This is a genomic window from Enterobacter nematophilus (genome assembly GCF_026344075.1).
Taxonomy (GTDB): Bacteria; Pseudomonadota; Gammaproteobacteria; order Enterobacterales; family Enterobacteriaceae; genus Enterobacter; species Enterobacter nematophilus.
On the sequence record NZ_JAPKNE010000002.1, the window covers coordinates 105,709 to 118,010 of the forward strand.

At 60.0% G+C, this 12,302-nt stretch carries 11 protein-coding genes; 6 read left to right on the plus strand and 5 right to left on the minus strand.

The genetic code is table 11. From position 1 onward, the window contains the following. The first annotated feature begins 109 nt into the window (after window positions 1-109). From tctD to OSH03_RS07285, 4 genes are all read left to right on the plus strand, one after another. Entirely contained in the window at window positions 110-784 is a 675-nt protein-coding gene (gene tctD, locus OSH03_RS07270) for a transcriptional regulator TctD (protein ID WP_061097559.1), read from the plus strand. After that, the gene (locus tag OSH03_RS07275) at window positions 771-2,180 is read left to right on the plus strand and encodes a sensor histidine kinase (protein ID WP_253542830.1); all 1,410 of its coding nucleotides are present in this window, start codon (window positions 771-773) and stop codon (window positions 2,178-2,180) included. Before tctD ends, OSH03_RS07275 begins: the two co-directional genes overlap by 14 nt. A gap of 128 nt (window positions 2,181-2,308) precedes the next feature. Next, window positions 2,309-2,848, plus strand: a complete 540-nt coding sequence (locus tag OSH03_RS07280; RefSeq protein WP_061097561.1) for a YfaZ family outer membrane protein — start codon at window positions 2,309-2,311, stop codon at window positions 2,846-2,848. A gap of 93 nt (window positions 2,849-2,941) precedes the next feature. Beyond that, window positions 2,942-4,141 carry a nicotinamide mononucleotide deamidase-related protein YfaY gene (locus tag OSH03_RS07285; RefSeq protein ID WP_059357066.1) on the plus strand — a complete coding sequence of 400 codons (1,200 nt, stop codon included), beginning with the start codon at window positions 2,942-2,944 and terminating at the stop codon, window positions 4,139-4,141. 33 nt (window positions 4,142-4,174) lie between these two features. On the opposite strand, the gene glpC is transcribed toward OSH03_RS07285, so the two are convergent. Genes glpC through glpA form a run of 3 tightly spaced genes read right to left on the minus strand, consistent with a single transcriptional unit; the run spans window position 4,175 to window position 8,197 of the window. Next, complete coding sequence (gene glpC / locus OSH03_RS07290) at window positions 4,175-5,365, minus strand: anaerobic glycerol-3-phosphate dehydrogenase subunit GlpC (protein ID WP_266178696.1); 1,191 nt, start codon at window positions 5,363-5,365, stop codon at window positions 4,175-4,177. Further along, window positions 5,362-6,579: a glycerol-3-phosphate dehydrogenase subunit GlpB gene (glpB, locus tag OSH03_RS07295; protein WP_266178697.1), complete on the minus strand. Its 1,218-nt coding sequence runs from the start codon at window positions 6,577-6,579 to the stop codon at window positions 5,362-5,364. Before glpB ends, glpC begins: the two co-directional genes overlap by 4 nt. Next, complete coding sequence (gene glpA / locus OSH03_RS07300; protein ID WP_266178698.1) at window positions 6,569-8,197, minus strand: anaerobic glycerol-3-phosphate dehydrogenase subunit A; 1,629 nt, start codon at window positions 8,195-8,197, stop codon at window positions 6,569-6,571. The genes glpB and glpA overlap by 11 nt, the downstream gene beginning before the upstream one ends. 251 nt (window positions 8,198-8,448) lie before the next feature. On the opposite strand from glpA, the gene glpT reads away from it, so the two are divergent. Both glpT and glpQ read left to right on the plus strand, forming a co-directional pair. Beyond that, window positions 8,449-9,801 (plus strand): glycerol-3-phosphate transporter, encoded by a 1,353-nt coding sequence (gene glpT, locus OSH03_RS07305; RefSeq protein ID WP_266178699.1) that lies wholly within the window; start codon window positions 8,449-8,451, stop codon window positions 9,799-9,801. An 11-nt stretch (window positions 9,802-9,812) separates the two neighbouring features. Then, complete coding sequence (glpQ, locus tag OSH03_RS07310) at window positions 9,813-10,865, plus strand: glycerophosphodiester phosphodiesterase (RefSeq protein WP_266178700.1); 1,053 nt, start codon at window positions 9,813-9,815, stop codon at window positions 10,863-10,865. A gap of 23 nt (window positions 10,866-10,888) precedes the next feature. On the opposite strand, the gene yfaE is transcribed toward glpQ, so the two are convergent. Together yfaE and nrdB are read right to left on the minus strand one after the other, a co-directional pair. Further along, the gene (yfaE, locus tag OSH03_RS07315) at window positions 10,889-11,143 is read right to left on the minus strand and encodes a class I ribonucleotide reductase maintenance protein YfaE (RefSeq protein WP_061097567.1); all 255 of its coding nucleotides are present in this window, start codon (window positions 11,141-11,143) and stop codon (window positions 10,889-10,891) included. Continuing rightward, a complete protein-coding gene (nrdB, locus tag OSH03_RS07320; protein ID WP_041908962.1) occupies window positions 11,143-12,273 on the minus strand; it encodes a class Ia ribonucleoside-diphosphate reductase subunit beta in 1,131 nt (376 codons plus the stop codon). The genes yfaE and nrdB overlap by 1 nt, the downstream gene beginning before the upstream one ends. Between the last annotated feature and the right edge of the window lie 29 nt (window positions 12,274-12,302).

A 12,302-nucleotide genomic window follows, 5' to 3' on the forward strand; every position in this document is an offset into this window, starting at 1 on the left:
TCTTTTTTCTGATTATGTGAACCACCTTGTAGCGGTTCCGTTGCGTGATTGTTAAAACAATAACCTTTCATTTCCCTTTCAATGGGGCACCAACTTTACAGGATGTGACATGCGTCTCTTACTGGCAGAAGATAATCGTGAGCTGGCTCACTGGCTGGAGAAAGCGCTGGTGCAGGAAGGCTTTGCCGTGGACTGCGTCTCCGACGGACGTGCCGCCGACCATCTGCTGCAGGGTGAAAACTACGCGGTCGCCATTCTGGACATCGGTATGCCCGGTTTTGACGGCCTGGAAGTGGTCCAGCGCCTCAGAAAACGGGGGCAGACGCTGCCGGTGCTGTTTCTTACCGCCCGCAGCAACGTGGCGGATCGGGTTAAGGGGCTGAACGCCGGGGCAGATGACTATCTGCCAAAACCGTTTGAGCTGGAGGAGCTTGACGCGCGTCTGCGCGCCCTGCTGCGCCGAAGCGAGGGGCGGACGCAGGAGCGCCAGCGCCTTGGGGAGCTGGAGTATGACGACGAGGGCTTTTTCCTGCTGCGCGATGAACCGCTTTCCCTGACGCCGCGGGAGCTCTCCCTGCTGAAGGTGCTGATGCACCGCCGGACCCGTCCGGTTTCACGGCAGCAGCTTTTCGACCAGGTGTTCAGCCTGAACGACGACGTCAGCCCTGAAAGCATCGATCTCTATATTCACCGCCTGCGTAAGAAGCTGACCGGCAGCGGCGTGCGGATCACCACCCTGCGGGGGCTTGGTTACGTGCTGGAGTGCGGCGATGAGGTGGGTTAAGCCGCAGTCGCTCTACCTCCAACTGCTGCTTTTCCTGGGCCTGCCGCTGCTGCTGCTGTGGGGACTGTCGGCCTTTAACAGCTACGTCAGCGCGCTGCAGGCGGCCACGCAGGCCTATGACCGCACGCTGTTATCCTCTGCCCGCACCATCTCGGAGCGGCTGGAGGTACGCAACGGCAGGCTGGCGGTAGACGTGCCCTGGGTGGTGCTCGACAGCTTTGAGCTCAACATGAACGACCGGCTCTACTATAAGGTGGTCGACCCCGACGGCCGGGTGATCTCCGGCTATGACGATCTGCCGAAGATGCCGCCTGCGACGTCGCGCACCACGCTCTATCCGGCGCTGGCCTGGTTTTACCACACCGAATATCGCGGCCAGGCGATTCGGGTGGCGCGTCTGCTGCAGCCCGTAAATGAAGATAATATTTTTGGCATGGCGGAGATTTACGTCGCGGAGACGCTCCAGTCCCGCCGCTATCTCGCCAGCCAGCTGCTTTTTTCATCCTGGGTCTCGCAGGGGCTGCTGGTGCTGTTGACGCTGGTGCTGACCGCGTGGCTGCTGCGTCGCGTGCTGCGCCCAATGCGCCAGCTTTCGTCTCTGATGGTGCGGCGCGAGCCGGGCCTGCTCGCGCCCCTGCCGGAGCTGCTGCCCTGGTCGGAGACCCGGCTGCTGATTGTCGCCTTTAACCGCTATATCGACCGGCTGCGCGGGGTGCTTTCGCGTCAGGAACGCTTTAACGCGGATGCGTCGCACCAGCTCAAAACGCCGCTGGCGGTGCTTAAAACCCAGGTTTCCGTCGCCCTCGCGCGTCAGGATCCCGCCCTGTGGCAGGAGAGCCTGCGGGCAATGAATGCCACCCTGGACGACACTATCGTGCTCACCGAGCGGCTGCTGCAGCTTTCAGCGGTGAAGGGAAAAGAGCAGGGGGAGCGTCACTTTACGCCCGTGGATCTGGTTCAGGTGGTGCAGAACTGCTGCTTCTCCCGGCTGGCGCAGGCGCGGAGCAAGGCGATCGATTTAGGGTATGACGGTGTACAGCAGCCGGTGACGATCGAGGGCGATGACGTTCTGCTCGGAGAACTGTGCGCCAACCTGCTGGAGAACGCGATTAAATACACGCCTGCAGGCGGAACCGTGACCGTTTTCCTGCGCGTTGACGGCGCTGCCGTTGAGCTGAGCGTTGAGGACAGCGGACCGGGCATTGAAGAGGATCAGATCTACCAGGCGATGCTGCCGTTCCATCGGCTGGACAACGTCGGGGACGCCCCCGGTGCCGGGATTGGGCTGGCGCTGGCGGGGGACATCGCCCGGCTGCACCGCAGCCATTTGCAGCTGACCCGCAGCGAAACGCTGGGTGGCCTGTGCGTCAAAATGCGCTTTCTGCTGCTTACGTAAAAAAGCCGCAGGTTTCAAATCGTTACAATCTTCCTGTCCGCCGCACGCAGAGTGCTTGATCCCCGGGAGACTCAGGTTAAAATCTCGCGGTTTTGGGGACTTCTCTATAATTATGCGGGATCGCGACAATGAAAAAAGTGGCATTACTGGGCCTCGGCCTGATGGTTGTATCTGCGGCGGCTAACGCCATTAGCATTAATGGTTCGGCGGGTCAGGACTATACCCACCTCGGTTTTGGTTTGGGTACTGACACCTCCGGTCTGGCAATGACCGGCGGCTGGACGCACAACGATGACGACGGCGACGCGGCAAGCCTCGGCCTCGGTCTGAATATTCCTCTTGGCCCATTCCTGGCCACCGTTGGCGGTAAAGGTATCTATACCAACCCGAACGACGGTGATGAAGGGTATGCGGCGGCTGTGGGTGGCGGCCTGCAGTGGAAAATTGGCGACAGCTTCGGCCTGTTTGGCGAGTACTACTACTCTCCGGATTCCCTCTCCAGCGGCATCGACAGCTATGAAGAAGCCAACGCCGGCGCGCGCTGGACCATCATGCGTCCGATTACCATCGAAGCGGGCTACCGTTATCTGAACCTGGCCGGTAAAGACGGCAACCGCGATAACGCGCTGGCTGACGGCCCGTACGTGGGCGTGAGCGCAGGCTTCTAATCGTTCCGGCGCGGCGTTCCGTCGCGCCAGTTTCTCTCATCTCCACCCCGCGTTTGCGCTATAGTGTTTTGACTAAATAAGCGGGAGAACACAATGATTAACGTGGAGATGTTATCCACCGGCGATGAAGTGCTGCATGGACAGATTATTGATACCAATGCTGCCTGGCTTGCCGATCTTTTCTTTGAGCAAGGATTACCGTTAACGCGCCGCAATACGGTGGGAGACAATCTTGAGTCCCTGGTCAGCATTCTGCGCGAGCGTAGCGAACAGTGCGACGTGCTGATCGTGAACGGCGGGCTCGGCCCCACCGGTGACGATCTCAGCGCGCTGGCCGCCGCGACCGCAAAAGGCGAAGGGCTGGTGCTGCACGAGGCGTGGCTTTCGCAGATGGAACGCTTCTTCTCCGAACGTGGCCGCGTCATGGCCCCAAGCAACCGCAAGCAGGCTGAAATTCCCGCCAGCGCCGAGCTGGTCGATAATCCGGTCGGTACCGCATGCGGGTTTGCCATGCAGCTGAACCGCTGCCTGATGTTCTTCACGCCGGGCGTGCCCTCCGAATTTAAGGTAATGGTCGAGCAGCAGATCCTGCCGCGCCTTCGCGACCGTTTTACCCTGCCTGAACCCCCGCTGTGCCTGCGCCTGACCACCTTTGGCCGCTCGGAAAGCGATCTGGCCCAGAGCCTTGACCACCTGCCGCTGCCGCCGGGCGTGTCCATGGGCTATCGCTCCTCTATGCCGATCATTGAACTCAAATTAACAGGACCGGCCACGCAAAAAGAGGCGATGCTGGCCCTGTGGCCTGAGGTGCAGCGCGTGGCGGGCGAAAGCCTGATCTTTGAAGGCACGGAAGGGTTACCTGAGCAGATTGCAAAGCATCTCCAGACTCGCCAGCTCAGCGTGACCTTAAGCGAGCAGTTCACCGGTGGCCTGCTGGCGCTGCAATTGTCGCGCGTCAACGCGCCGCTGCTCGCCAGCGAAGTGGTGCCGTTCCAGCAGGAGACCCTGGCACAAACCGCCCGCTGGGCGTCCGAGAGAAGGGTGAAGCATTTTGCCGGTCTGGCGCTGTTTGTCGGCGGGCTGGATGAGGATTACCTCAACTTCGCGCTGGCGACGCCGGAAGGCACCTGGGCGCTGCGGGTAAAAATGAGCATCACCCGCCATAGCCTGGCGGTGCGTCAGGAGGTGTGCGCCATGATGGCGCTGAACATGCTGCGCCGCTGGCTCAACGGCAAAGAGGTTGCCAGCGAGCACGGCTGGATTAACGTTGTCGAATCGCTGTTCGTTGAGTAATGCCTGTGCCGGGGCCTTTCGCCCCGGCAACGTTCAGCCCAGCGCTTTCGCCAGCAGGGTAATCGGATGTTCGCAGCGCTTGCTGGTGGACATCTCAATCTGCCATTTACAGGTTTCGCAGTCCGTCACCACGATATCCGCGCCGCTCTCTTCAATCTGGCGGAACAGCGGGGCGCCAATCGCCTGCGAGGTTTCGTAGTTTTCACGCTTAAAGCCGTAGGTGCCTGCGATGCCGCAGCAGCGCGAATCCAGCACCGTCAGCTCCAGCCCCGGAATTAACCGCAGCAGCTCCAGCGTATAGAGCGACCAGCCCATTTTCTCCATATGACACGGGGTGTGATAGACCACCTTCAGCGGCAATGTTCCCAGCGGCAGCGTCTTCCCGCTGTCCAGCTTGCGCCACAGGAAGCGCGTCGCCAGCTCGATGTGCTCGCGCAGGCCGGCGTTATCCACGTCCAGCAGATGCGGATACTCATCGCGCAGGGTGAAGGTGCAGGTGGACGACGTCGCCAGCACCGGCATGCCTTTATCGACAATCGCTTCCCGCAGGGAGGTAACGTTGCTTTTGGCCTGCTTGCGCGCTTTATCGGTAAACCCGTTGGCAATCAGCGGCACGCCGCAGCACTTCTCTTTGCTGAGCAGCTGGACGCCGATTCCCATCGCGTTCAAAACCTTCAGCAGGTCTTTGCCCAGCTGTGGGTGGTTGTAATTCACATAGCAGCCGTGGAAAAAGGCTACCCGATCGTCGTACTGCGCCTGCTCCGCCGCGACGGACTTGTACCAGCGGCGGAAGGTGCCGTGAGAATATTTCGGCAGGCTGCGGTGATGGTCTATCTTCAGCGTCGCATCCAGCAGCTGGCGTACCGGCTTGAGTGAGGTCGCGGCATTCACCAGCGGGGCAAACGGCGTTGAGACGCTGCCCATCAGGTCGGTATGGCTCAGGATCGCATCGCGCAGCGACGGCTTTTGCGTGCTGTAGCGCGCCCGGGCGCGCTGGATGATGTCGCCGATTTTCACGTCCGACGGGCAGGCGACCTCGCAGCGTTTACAGTTGATGCAGTATTTCAGCGCCTCGTCGTACAGCTTGCCGTCCTTCAGGCGCAGGCGCTCGCCGTCCGGCCCGGCCTGCTTTGGCCCAGGGTAGCGCGGGTTCACGCCGCTGACCGGGCAGACGGTGGTGCACACCGTGCATTTAATGCAGCTTTCAAAACGGGTGTCGTTCATTGTTCAGCCTCCACGCGCTGGCTAATCTGCTCGGCCACATACAGCGCCGTGACGGCGCAAACCCCGCCGCCGCATCCCTGGGCGATCGGATCGTATCCGCCCAGCAGCGAGCCGATGGCAAAAAGGTTACCGACGGGCTGACCGGAACGCTGCGGATGTAGCCGGTTATCAACAATTACGCCAAACTGCTGCCAGGGCTGCGGCGTGAAGAAATCACTTTGATACCAGTCCGCGCGGGAGGCGCTTTGCCGCACATCCAGCCCCATAATGGCTTCCCGGATGCCCTCCCGGCTGCTCAGCAGCCCGTTGCTGAAGAAGCTCCCGCTCGCCAGCACCGTATAGCGGGCGCGAAGCGGAATATCTTCGTGGTTTCGTGTCCAGATTTCGCTCACCGCGCCGTCGGTCAGGGTGATTTTTTTCACCTCGTCACCCGCCATCCACACGCCGCCCTGCGCAACAAACTGGCGCTGGAGCTGGCTATGCAGGCGAATGCCGGGTACGGATGGGGGCAGCGTGGGCAGCAGGCCGAGCGAGCAGGGCAGACGGTCAGACAGCCAGCGCCACAGGCGGTTGTCGTTTAAACCAAAGCAGGCGGGCATAATCAGCGCATCGCAGGTTTCACCGAGCGGCCTGAGCGCGTCATACAGCAGCGGCCATTTGTCCTCATTATCCAGAAAACGGGCGATATTCACCGCGCGAAACTCGCTCGGATTGTCGCGCAGGATATCCAGCTCGGGCAGCTCTATTTCCGCCGTGTCGGCGTTGACGCCCTGGCGACAGAGCGAGGCTGCCGCGAGATGGGGCTGAAAATCCAGAAAGCCGCTGATGCCCACCACCCGCACGCGCGTGGCAGTTAAGGGGGCAACGGGCACCTCCTCCGGGCTGAGCCACGCGGAGCGCAGAGTGCCGAGCGGCGTAATGCGCTGATGATTTTGCCGGGCGCTTCCCTGCAGACGCGCGCCGCAGTCCGCCAGCAGCGCTTCGGCTTCCAGCGCAAAGCGGTCAATATGCTGTGCGCCAATCAGGTGGTAGGGGTGTTCCGGCGGCAGTCTGTCGCGGTACGCTTCATTCACCAGGTCCAGCGAGCCCGACGAGAAGTGCAGGGCGCTCTGGCCGCGGGTGATAATGGCGCAGCGCAGCCCCTGCCTCGTGAGTTTGATGCCGCAGAGCAGGCCTGCCAGCCCGCCGCCGACGATGACGGTGTCAAATTTCATCGTGTTGCTCCTTCTCCAGGCCGCAAAGCCCCTGATAGACCCAGCGGGTAAATTCGCTTTCGCGCAGGGCATCTCCCCAGGCGACAGGCTGAATGCCTTTCCAGCGCTCGTTCAAAAATGCGCTGAGCTGATCGAGCGACTGGGTGGCGGTGGTGGTATGAAAACGCTGCAGCAGCCCGGCCGCACGACAGGCGCACAGCTCGCCCTGGCAGGTTCCCATTCCGACGCGGGTGCGGCGGCGGAGATCGAGCAGGCTGTTGACCGTCAGGTTCTCTACCGCGTACTGCACCTCGCCTGCGGTAACGGCTTCGCACTCGCACACCAGGCTGCGGCTCAATCTTCCTTCACCGAGCCACTGCGGCGTTCTGTCGCCGTGGCGGTAGATGGCCGAACCGCGCAGCGGCGCGGGCAGGGAGATGATTTTTTGCAGCGTTTTTTCGGTAGACTGGCGCGATCCCGGCAGCGGCTGTTCTGCCGTAACGCACGGTTCGGTATTTCCGAGCTTGCGGCAGACGGCATCGGTTGCCCACTCGGCCATCAGGCGGTAGGTCATCAGCTTGCCGCCGGTGATGGTGATAAACCCGTCCATGCCGTCGCGCTCGGCGTGATCGAGCAGCACGATGCCCCGGCTGACGTTACGTCCGCTCGGATCGTTATCGCTGGCGACAAGGGGACGCACGCCCGCGTAGGCGCGCAGAATACGCGTTTGCGCCATCACCGGCGCCAGCTTTTCCCCTTCGCGCAGCAGGATGTCGACCTCCTCGGCGGTCACGCGGTTGACGTCAATGTCGCTGTAGTCAACGTGCGTTGACGTCGTACCGATGAGCGAAATGGTGTCGCCCGGCACCAGAATGTCGGCGTCAGAAGGCTTGCGGCAGCGGTTGATGACGTGGTTATTGATGCGGTGGTCGAGGATCAGCAGCGACCCTTTTGCCGGGAACATGCGGATGGATAAATCGGCGTATTCCGCGATGCGCTGGCCCCAGATCCCCGCCGCGTTGACCACCACGGCGGCGTGCAGCTCGCCGTGCTCGTTGTACTGCGTATCAAACACCCGCACGCCGCAGATGCGATGCCCTTCGCGGATAAGCCCGGTCACTTCGTGCCCGGTCAGAATGCGCGCGCCATGCTCGCGGGCGTCCAGCATGTTGGCGGCGGTCAGGCGGAAGGGGTCAACGGTGCCGTCAGGCACTTTCACCGCGCCGATCAGCGCCGGGTTTACCGACGGCTCCAGCCGCCGGGCCAGCGCCGGATCCACAGCCTCAGCCTGAATGCCCGCTGCAGTACAGGCGGTTATAAAGGTTGACTGAAAGGCGAGGTCATCTTCGGGAAGGGTAATAAAGAGGCCGTCGGTCGGCTCTATGCAGTGCCGGGCGATACGCTTGAGGATCTGGTTTTCAGCGATACATTCGCGCGCGGATTCACCGTCGGTGACCGCATACCGTGCGCCGCTGTGCAGCAGGCCGTGGTTTCGTCCGGTTGCGCCCGTGGCAATATCGTGGCGCTCCAGAAGCGTGACGCTTAATCCGCGAAGGGCGCAGTCGCGTGCGATGCCGGCGCCGGTTGCGCCACCGCCAATGATAATCACATCGCTGTAGCGTGGATCGTGAATTGTCATTGCCTTTCCTCTATGTTCGTTTTTTAGCATTTAGCCACATAGATCGTGTGGTTTGTTTGATTTCGAACATAAACGCGCGAAATTCGAAACTAAAACGTGATTTCATGCGCTTTTTTGCGCATTCTGTCATATTTCTGTAACAATCTGTGCGTTGATTCACAGTAACAAACCGCATGTTTTTTTAACATCCCCGCCTCTGTAACCGGGCGCGAGATGCCTGGTCATTTTTTTGAAAGGCCACGGAGGCTGTTATGCTCAGTATCTTCAAACCTGCGCCGCATCGGGCGCGTCTGCCAGAGGCAGAAATTGATCCGCTATACCGTCGTCTGCGTTGGCAAATTTTCCTGGGGATCTTCTTCGGGTACGCGGCGTACTACCTGGTACGTAAAAACTTTGCGCTCGCCATGCCGTATCTGGTGGAGCAGGGCTTTTCACGCGGCGACCTGGGATTCGCGCTGTCGGGGATCTCTATCGCCTACGGTTTTTCTAAATTCATCATGGGTTCGGTGTCCGATCGCTCGAATCCGCGCGTGTTTCTCCCTGCCGGTCTGATCCTGGCGGCAGCGGTGATGCTGTTCATGGGCTTTGTGCCGTGGGCGACGTCCAGCATTGCCATTATGTTTGTTCTGCTGTTCCTCTGCGGCTGGTTCCAGGGGATGGGGTGGCCGCCGTGCGGACGCACCATGGTGCACTGGTGGTCGCAGAAAGAGCGCGGCGGCATTGTATCGGTGTGGAACTGCGCGCATAACGTCGGGGGCGGGCTTCCACCTCTGCTGTTTCTGCTGGGGATGGCCTGGTTCAACGACTGGCACGCGGCGCTCTACATGCCTGCCTTTGGCGCTATTCTGGTGGCGATTATTGCTTTTGCGCTGATGCGCGATACGCCGCAGTCCTGCGGCCTGCCGCCAATTGAAGAGTACAAAAACGACTATCCGGACGATTACAGCGAGAAGCACGAAGAAGAGCTGACCGCGAAACAGATCTTCATGAAGTACGTGCTGCCGAACAAGCTGCTGTGGTACATCGCGGTGGCGAACGTGTTCGTTTACCTGCTGCGCTACGGCATCCTCGACTGGTCCCCGACCTACCTGAAAGAGGTGAAGCACTTCGCGCTGGATAAATCCTCCTGGGCGTACTTCCTGTATGAATACGCCGGGATCCCGGGCACGCTGATTTGCGGCTGGATGTCGGACAAAGTGTTTAAAGGCAACCGCGGCGCGACGGGCGTGTTCTTTATGACCCTGGTCACCATTGCCACCGTTGTTTACTGGCTCAACCCGCCGGGCAACCCGTCCGTAGACATGGCCTGCATGATCGTTATCGGCTTCCTGATTTACGGTCCGGTAATGCTGATTGGTCTGCACGCGCTGGAGCTGGCGCCGAAAAAAGCGGCAGGCACGGCGGCAGGCTTTACCGGTCTGTTTGGCTACCTCGGCGGCTCGGTCGCGGCGAGCGCCATTGTGGGCTATACCGTTGACTTCTTCGGCTGGGACGGCGGCTTTATGGTGATGATCGGCGGTAGCGTGCTGGCGGTTCTGCTGCTGGTTATTGTGATGATCGGCGAGAAACGTCACCACGCGGAAGTGCTGGCGCGTCGTCAATAAGGAGCATTGCGATGAAATTAACTCAATTAACCACCGGCCTGCTGCTGGCAGGCCTGATGACAGGCTCCGCGCTGGCGGCGGATAAAATCGTTATCGCCCACCGCGGTGCCAGCGGCTATCTGCCGGAGCATACGCTGCCGGCGAAAGCGATGGCCTATGCCCAGGGCGCGGATTATCTGGAGCAGGATCTGGTGATGACCAGGGACGACCAGCTGGTCGTCCTGCATGACCACTATCTTGACCGCGTGACCGACGTGGCGGAGCGTTTCCCGGACCGCGCGCGCAAAGATGGTCGTTATTACGCCATCGACTTCACGCTGGATGAAATCCGCTCTCTGAAGTTTACCGAAGGCTTTGAGATTGAAAACGGCAAGAAGGTGCAGGTCTATCCGGGACGCTTCCCGATGGGCAAATCCGACTTCCGGATCCATACCTTCCAGGAAGAGATTGAGTTTGTTCAGGGGTTGAACCACTCTACCGGGAAAAACATCGGTATCTACCCGGAAATCAAAGCGCCGTGGTTCCACCATCAGGAAGGAAAAGACATTGCCGCGAAGACGCTGGAGGTGCTGAAACAGTACGGCTATACCAATAAGAAGGACAAAGTTTACCTGCAGTGTTTTGACGCCGCCGAGCTGAAGCGCATTAAAACCGAGCTGGAGCCGAAGATGGGGATGGATCTCAATCTGGTGCAGCTGATTGCCTATACCGACTGGAACGAAACCCAGGAGAAGCAGCCGGACGGGAAGTGGGTGAACTACAGCTACGACTGGATGTTTAAGCCAGGCGCGATGAAGCAGATTGCGCAGTACGCCGACGGCATCGGGCCGGATTACCACATGCTGGTGGCGGAAGGCTCAACGCCTGGCCACGTGAAGCTGACGGCGATGGTGAAAGAGGCGCACGCCAGCAAGATGCAGGTGCATCCTTACACGGTGCGTGCAGACCAGCTGCCGCCGTATGCCACGGATGTGAATCAGCTTTACGAGGTGTTGTATAAGCAGGCGGACGTGGACGGGCTGTTTACGGATTTCCCGGATAAAGCGGTGACGTTCTTAAAATAGAAAAAGGGCCGTAAGGCCCTTTTTTACATCTCGATCTCAATATCGCCTTTTGCCCGGCAGCAGCAGGGCAAAATTTCCCCATCACTGATAAAGGCCAGCGGCTCGGTCAGCCAGTCCACCTGGCCTGCGACCAGACGGCAGCGGCAGGAGCCGCAATAGCCTTCACGACACTGGTACTCTACCTCCACCTGATGCGCTTCAAGCGCCACCAGCAGGGAAGGGTGCTCTTCCTGGCACAGCACTTCGGTGCCAGAAAGGCTCAGCGTTACGCGGCTCATCAGAGCTGGAAGTCGCTCAGGTCGTCGGTGTTGACTTCTGAATCAATCTGACCGACCAGATAAGAGCTCACTTCCACTTCCTGCGGCGCAACCTGAACGTTATCGGACACCAGCCAGGTGTTGATCCATGGAATCGGGTTAGAGCGCGTCTGGAACGGCAGGTCCAGACCAACCGCCTGCATGCGGATGTTGGTAATGTACTCAACGTACTGGCACAGGATGTCTTTGTTCAGGCCAATCATGGAGCCGTCGCGGAACAGGTAGTCTGCCCACTCTTTCTCCTGCTGGGCCGCCAGCACGAACAGGTCATAGCACTCCTGCTTGCACTCTTCGGCGATTTCCGCCATCTCCGGGTCGTCCGTACCGCTGCGCAGCAGGTTCAGCATGTGCTGGGTGCCGGTCAGGTGCAGGGCTTCATCACGGGCGATCAGGCGAATGATTTTGGCGTTGCCTTCCATCAGCTTGCGCTCGGCAAAGGCGAAGGAGCAGGCGAAGCTCACGTAGAAGCGGATCGCTTCCAGGGCGTTAACGCTCATCAGGCACAGGTAGAGCTGCTTTTTCAGCGCGCGCAGGTTCACGGTAACGGTTTTGCCGTTCACGCTGTGGGTGCCTTCGCCCAGCAGATGCCAGTAGCTGGTCATCTCGATCAGCTCGTCGTAGTAGTGCGCAATGCCTTCCGCGCGCTTCTGGATCTGCTCGTTAGTAACGATATCGTCAAACACCACCGCCGGATCGTTCACGATGTTGCGGATGATGTGGGTGTAAGAGCGGGAGTGGATCGTCTCGGAGAACGCCCAGGTTTCCACCCAGGTTTCCAGCTCGGGAATGGAGATCAGCGGCAGCAGCGCCACGTTCGGGCTGCGGCCCTGAATGGAGTCCAGCAGCGTCTGGTACTTCAGGTTGCTGATGAAGATATGCTTTTCGTGATCCGGCAGCGACTGGTAGTCAATACGGTCGCGGGAAACGTCCACTTCTTCCGGACGCCAGAAGAAGGAGAGTTGCTTTTCAATCAGCTTTTCGAAGATGTCGTATTTTTGCTGATCGTAGCGTGCCACGTTGACCGGCTGGCCGAAGAACATCGGCTCTTTGAGCTGGTCGTTTTTCGTCTGTGAAAAGGTGGTATATGCCATGAGTGTGTCCTGTCTTACGAAATAAAGGC

What these genes read in the sequence shown, in the direction of transcription:
- nrdB (WP_041908962.1), bottom strand. Translation starts at nt 12,273, where the DNA reads ATGGCATATACCACCTTTTCACAGACGAAAAACGACCAGCTCAAAGAG.
- glpB (WP_266178697.1), bottom strand. Translation starts at nt 6,579, where the DNA reads ATGAAATTTGACACCGTCATCGTCGGCGGCGGGCTGGCAGGCCTGCTC.
- glpA (WP_266178698.1), bottom strand. Translation starts at nt 8,197, where the DNA reads ATGACAATTCACGATCCACGCTACAGCGATGTGATTATCATTGGCGGT.
- OSH03_RS07280 (WP_061097561.1), top strand. Translation starts at nt 2,309, where the DNA reads ATGAAAAAAGTGGCATTACTGGGCCTCGGCCTGATGGTTGTATCTGCG.
- yfaE (WP_061097567.1), bottom strand. Translation starts at nt 11,143, where the DNA reads ATGAGCCGCGTAACGCTGAGCCTTTCTGGCACCGAAGTGCTGTGCCAG.
- OSH03_RS07275 (WP_253542830.1), top strand. Translation starts at nt 771, where the DNA reads ATGAGGTGGGTTAAGCCGCAGTCGCTCTACCTCCAACTGCTGCTTTTC.
- glpC (WP_266178696.1), bottom strand. Translation starts at nt 5,365, where the DNA reads ATGAACGACACCCGTTTTGAAAGCTGCATTAAATGCACGGTGTGCACC.
- glpT (WP_266178699.1), top strand. Translation starts at nt 8,449, where the DNA reads ATGCTCAGTATCTTCAAACCTGCGCCGCATCGGGCGCGTCTGCCAGAG.
- OSH03_RS07285 (WP_059357066.1), top strand. Translation starts at nt 2,942, where the DNA reads ATGATTAACGTGGAGATGTTATCCACCGGCGATGAAGTGCTGCATGGA.
- glpQ (WP_266178700.1), top strand. Translation starts at nt 9,813, where the DNA reads ATGAAATTAACTCAATTAACCACCGGCCTGCTGCTGGCAGGCCTGATG.
- tctD (WP_061097559.1), top strand. Translation starts at nt 110, where the DNA reads ATGCGTCTCTTACTGGCAGAAGATAATCGTGAGCTGGCTCACTGGCTG.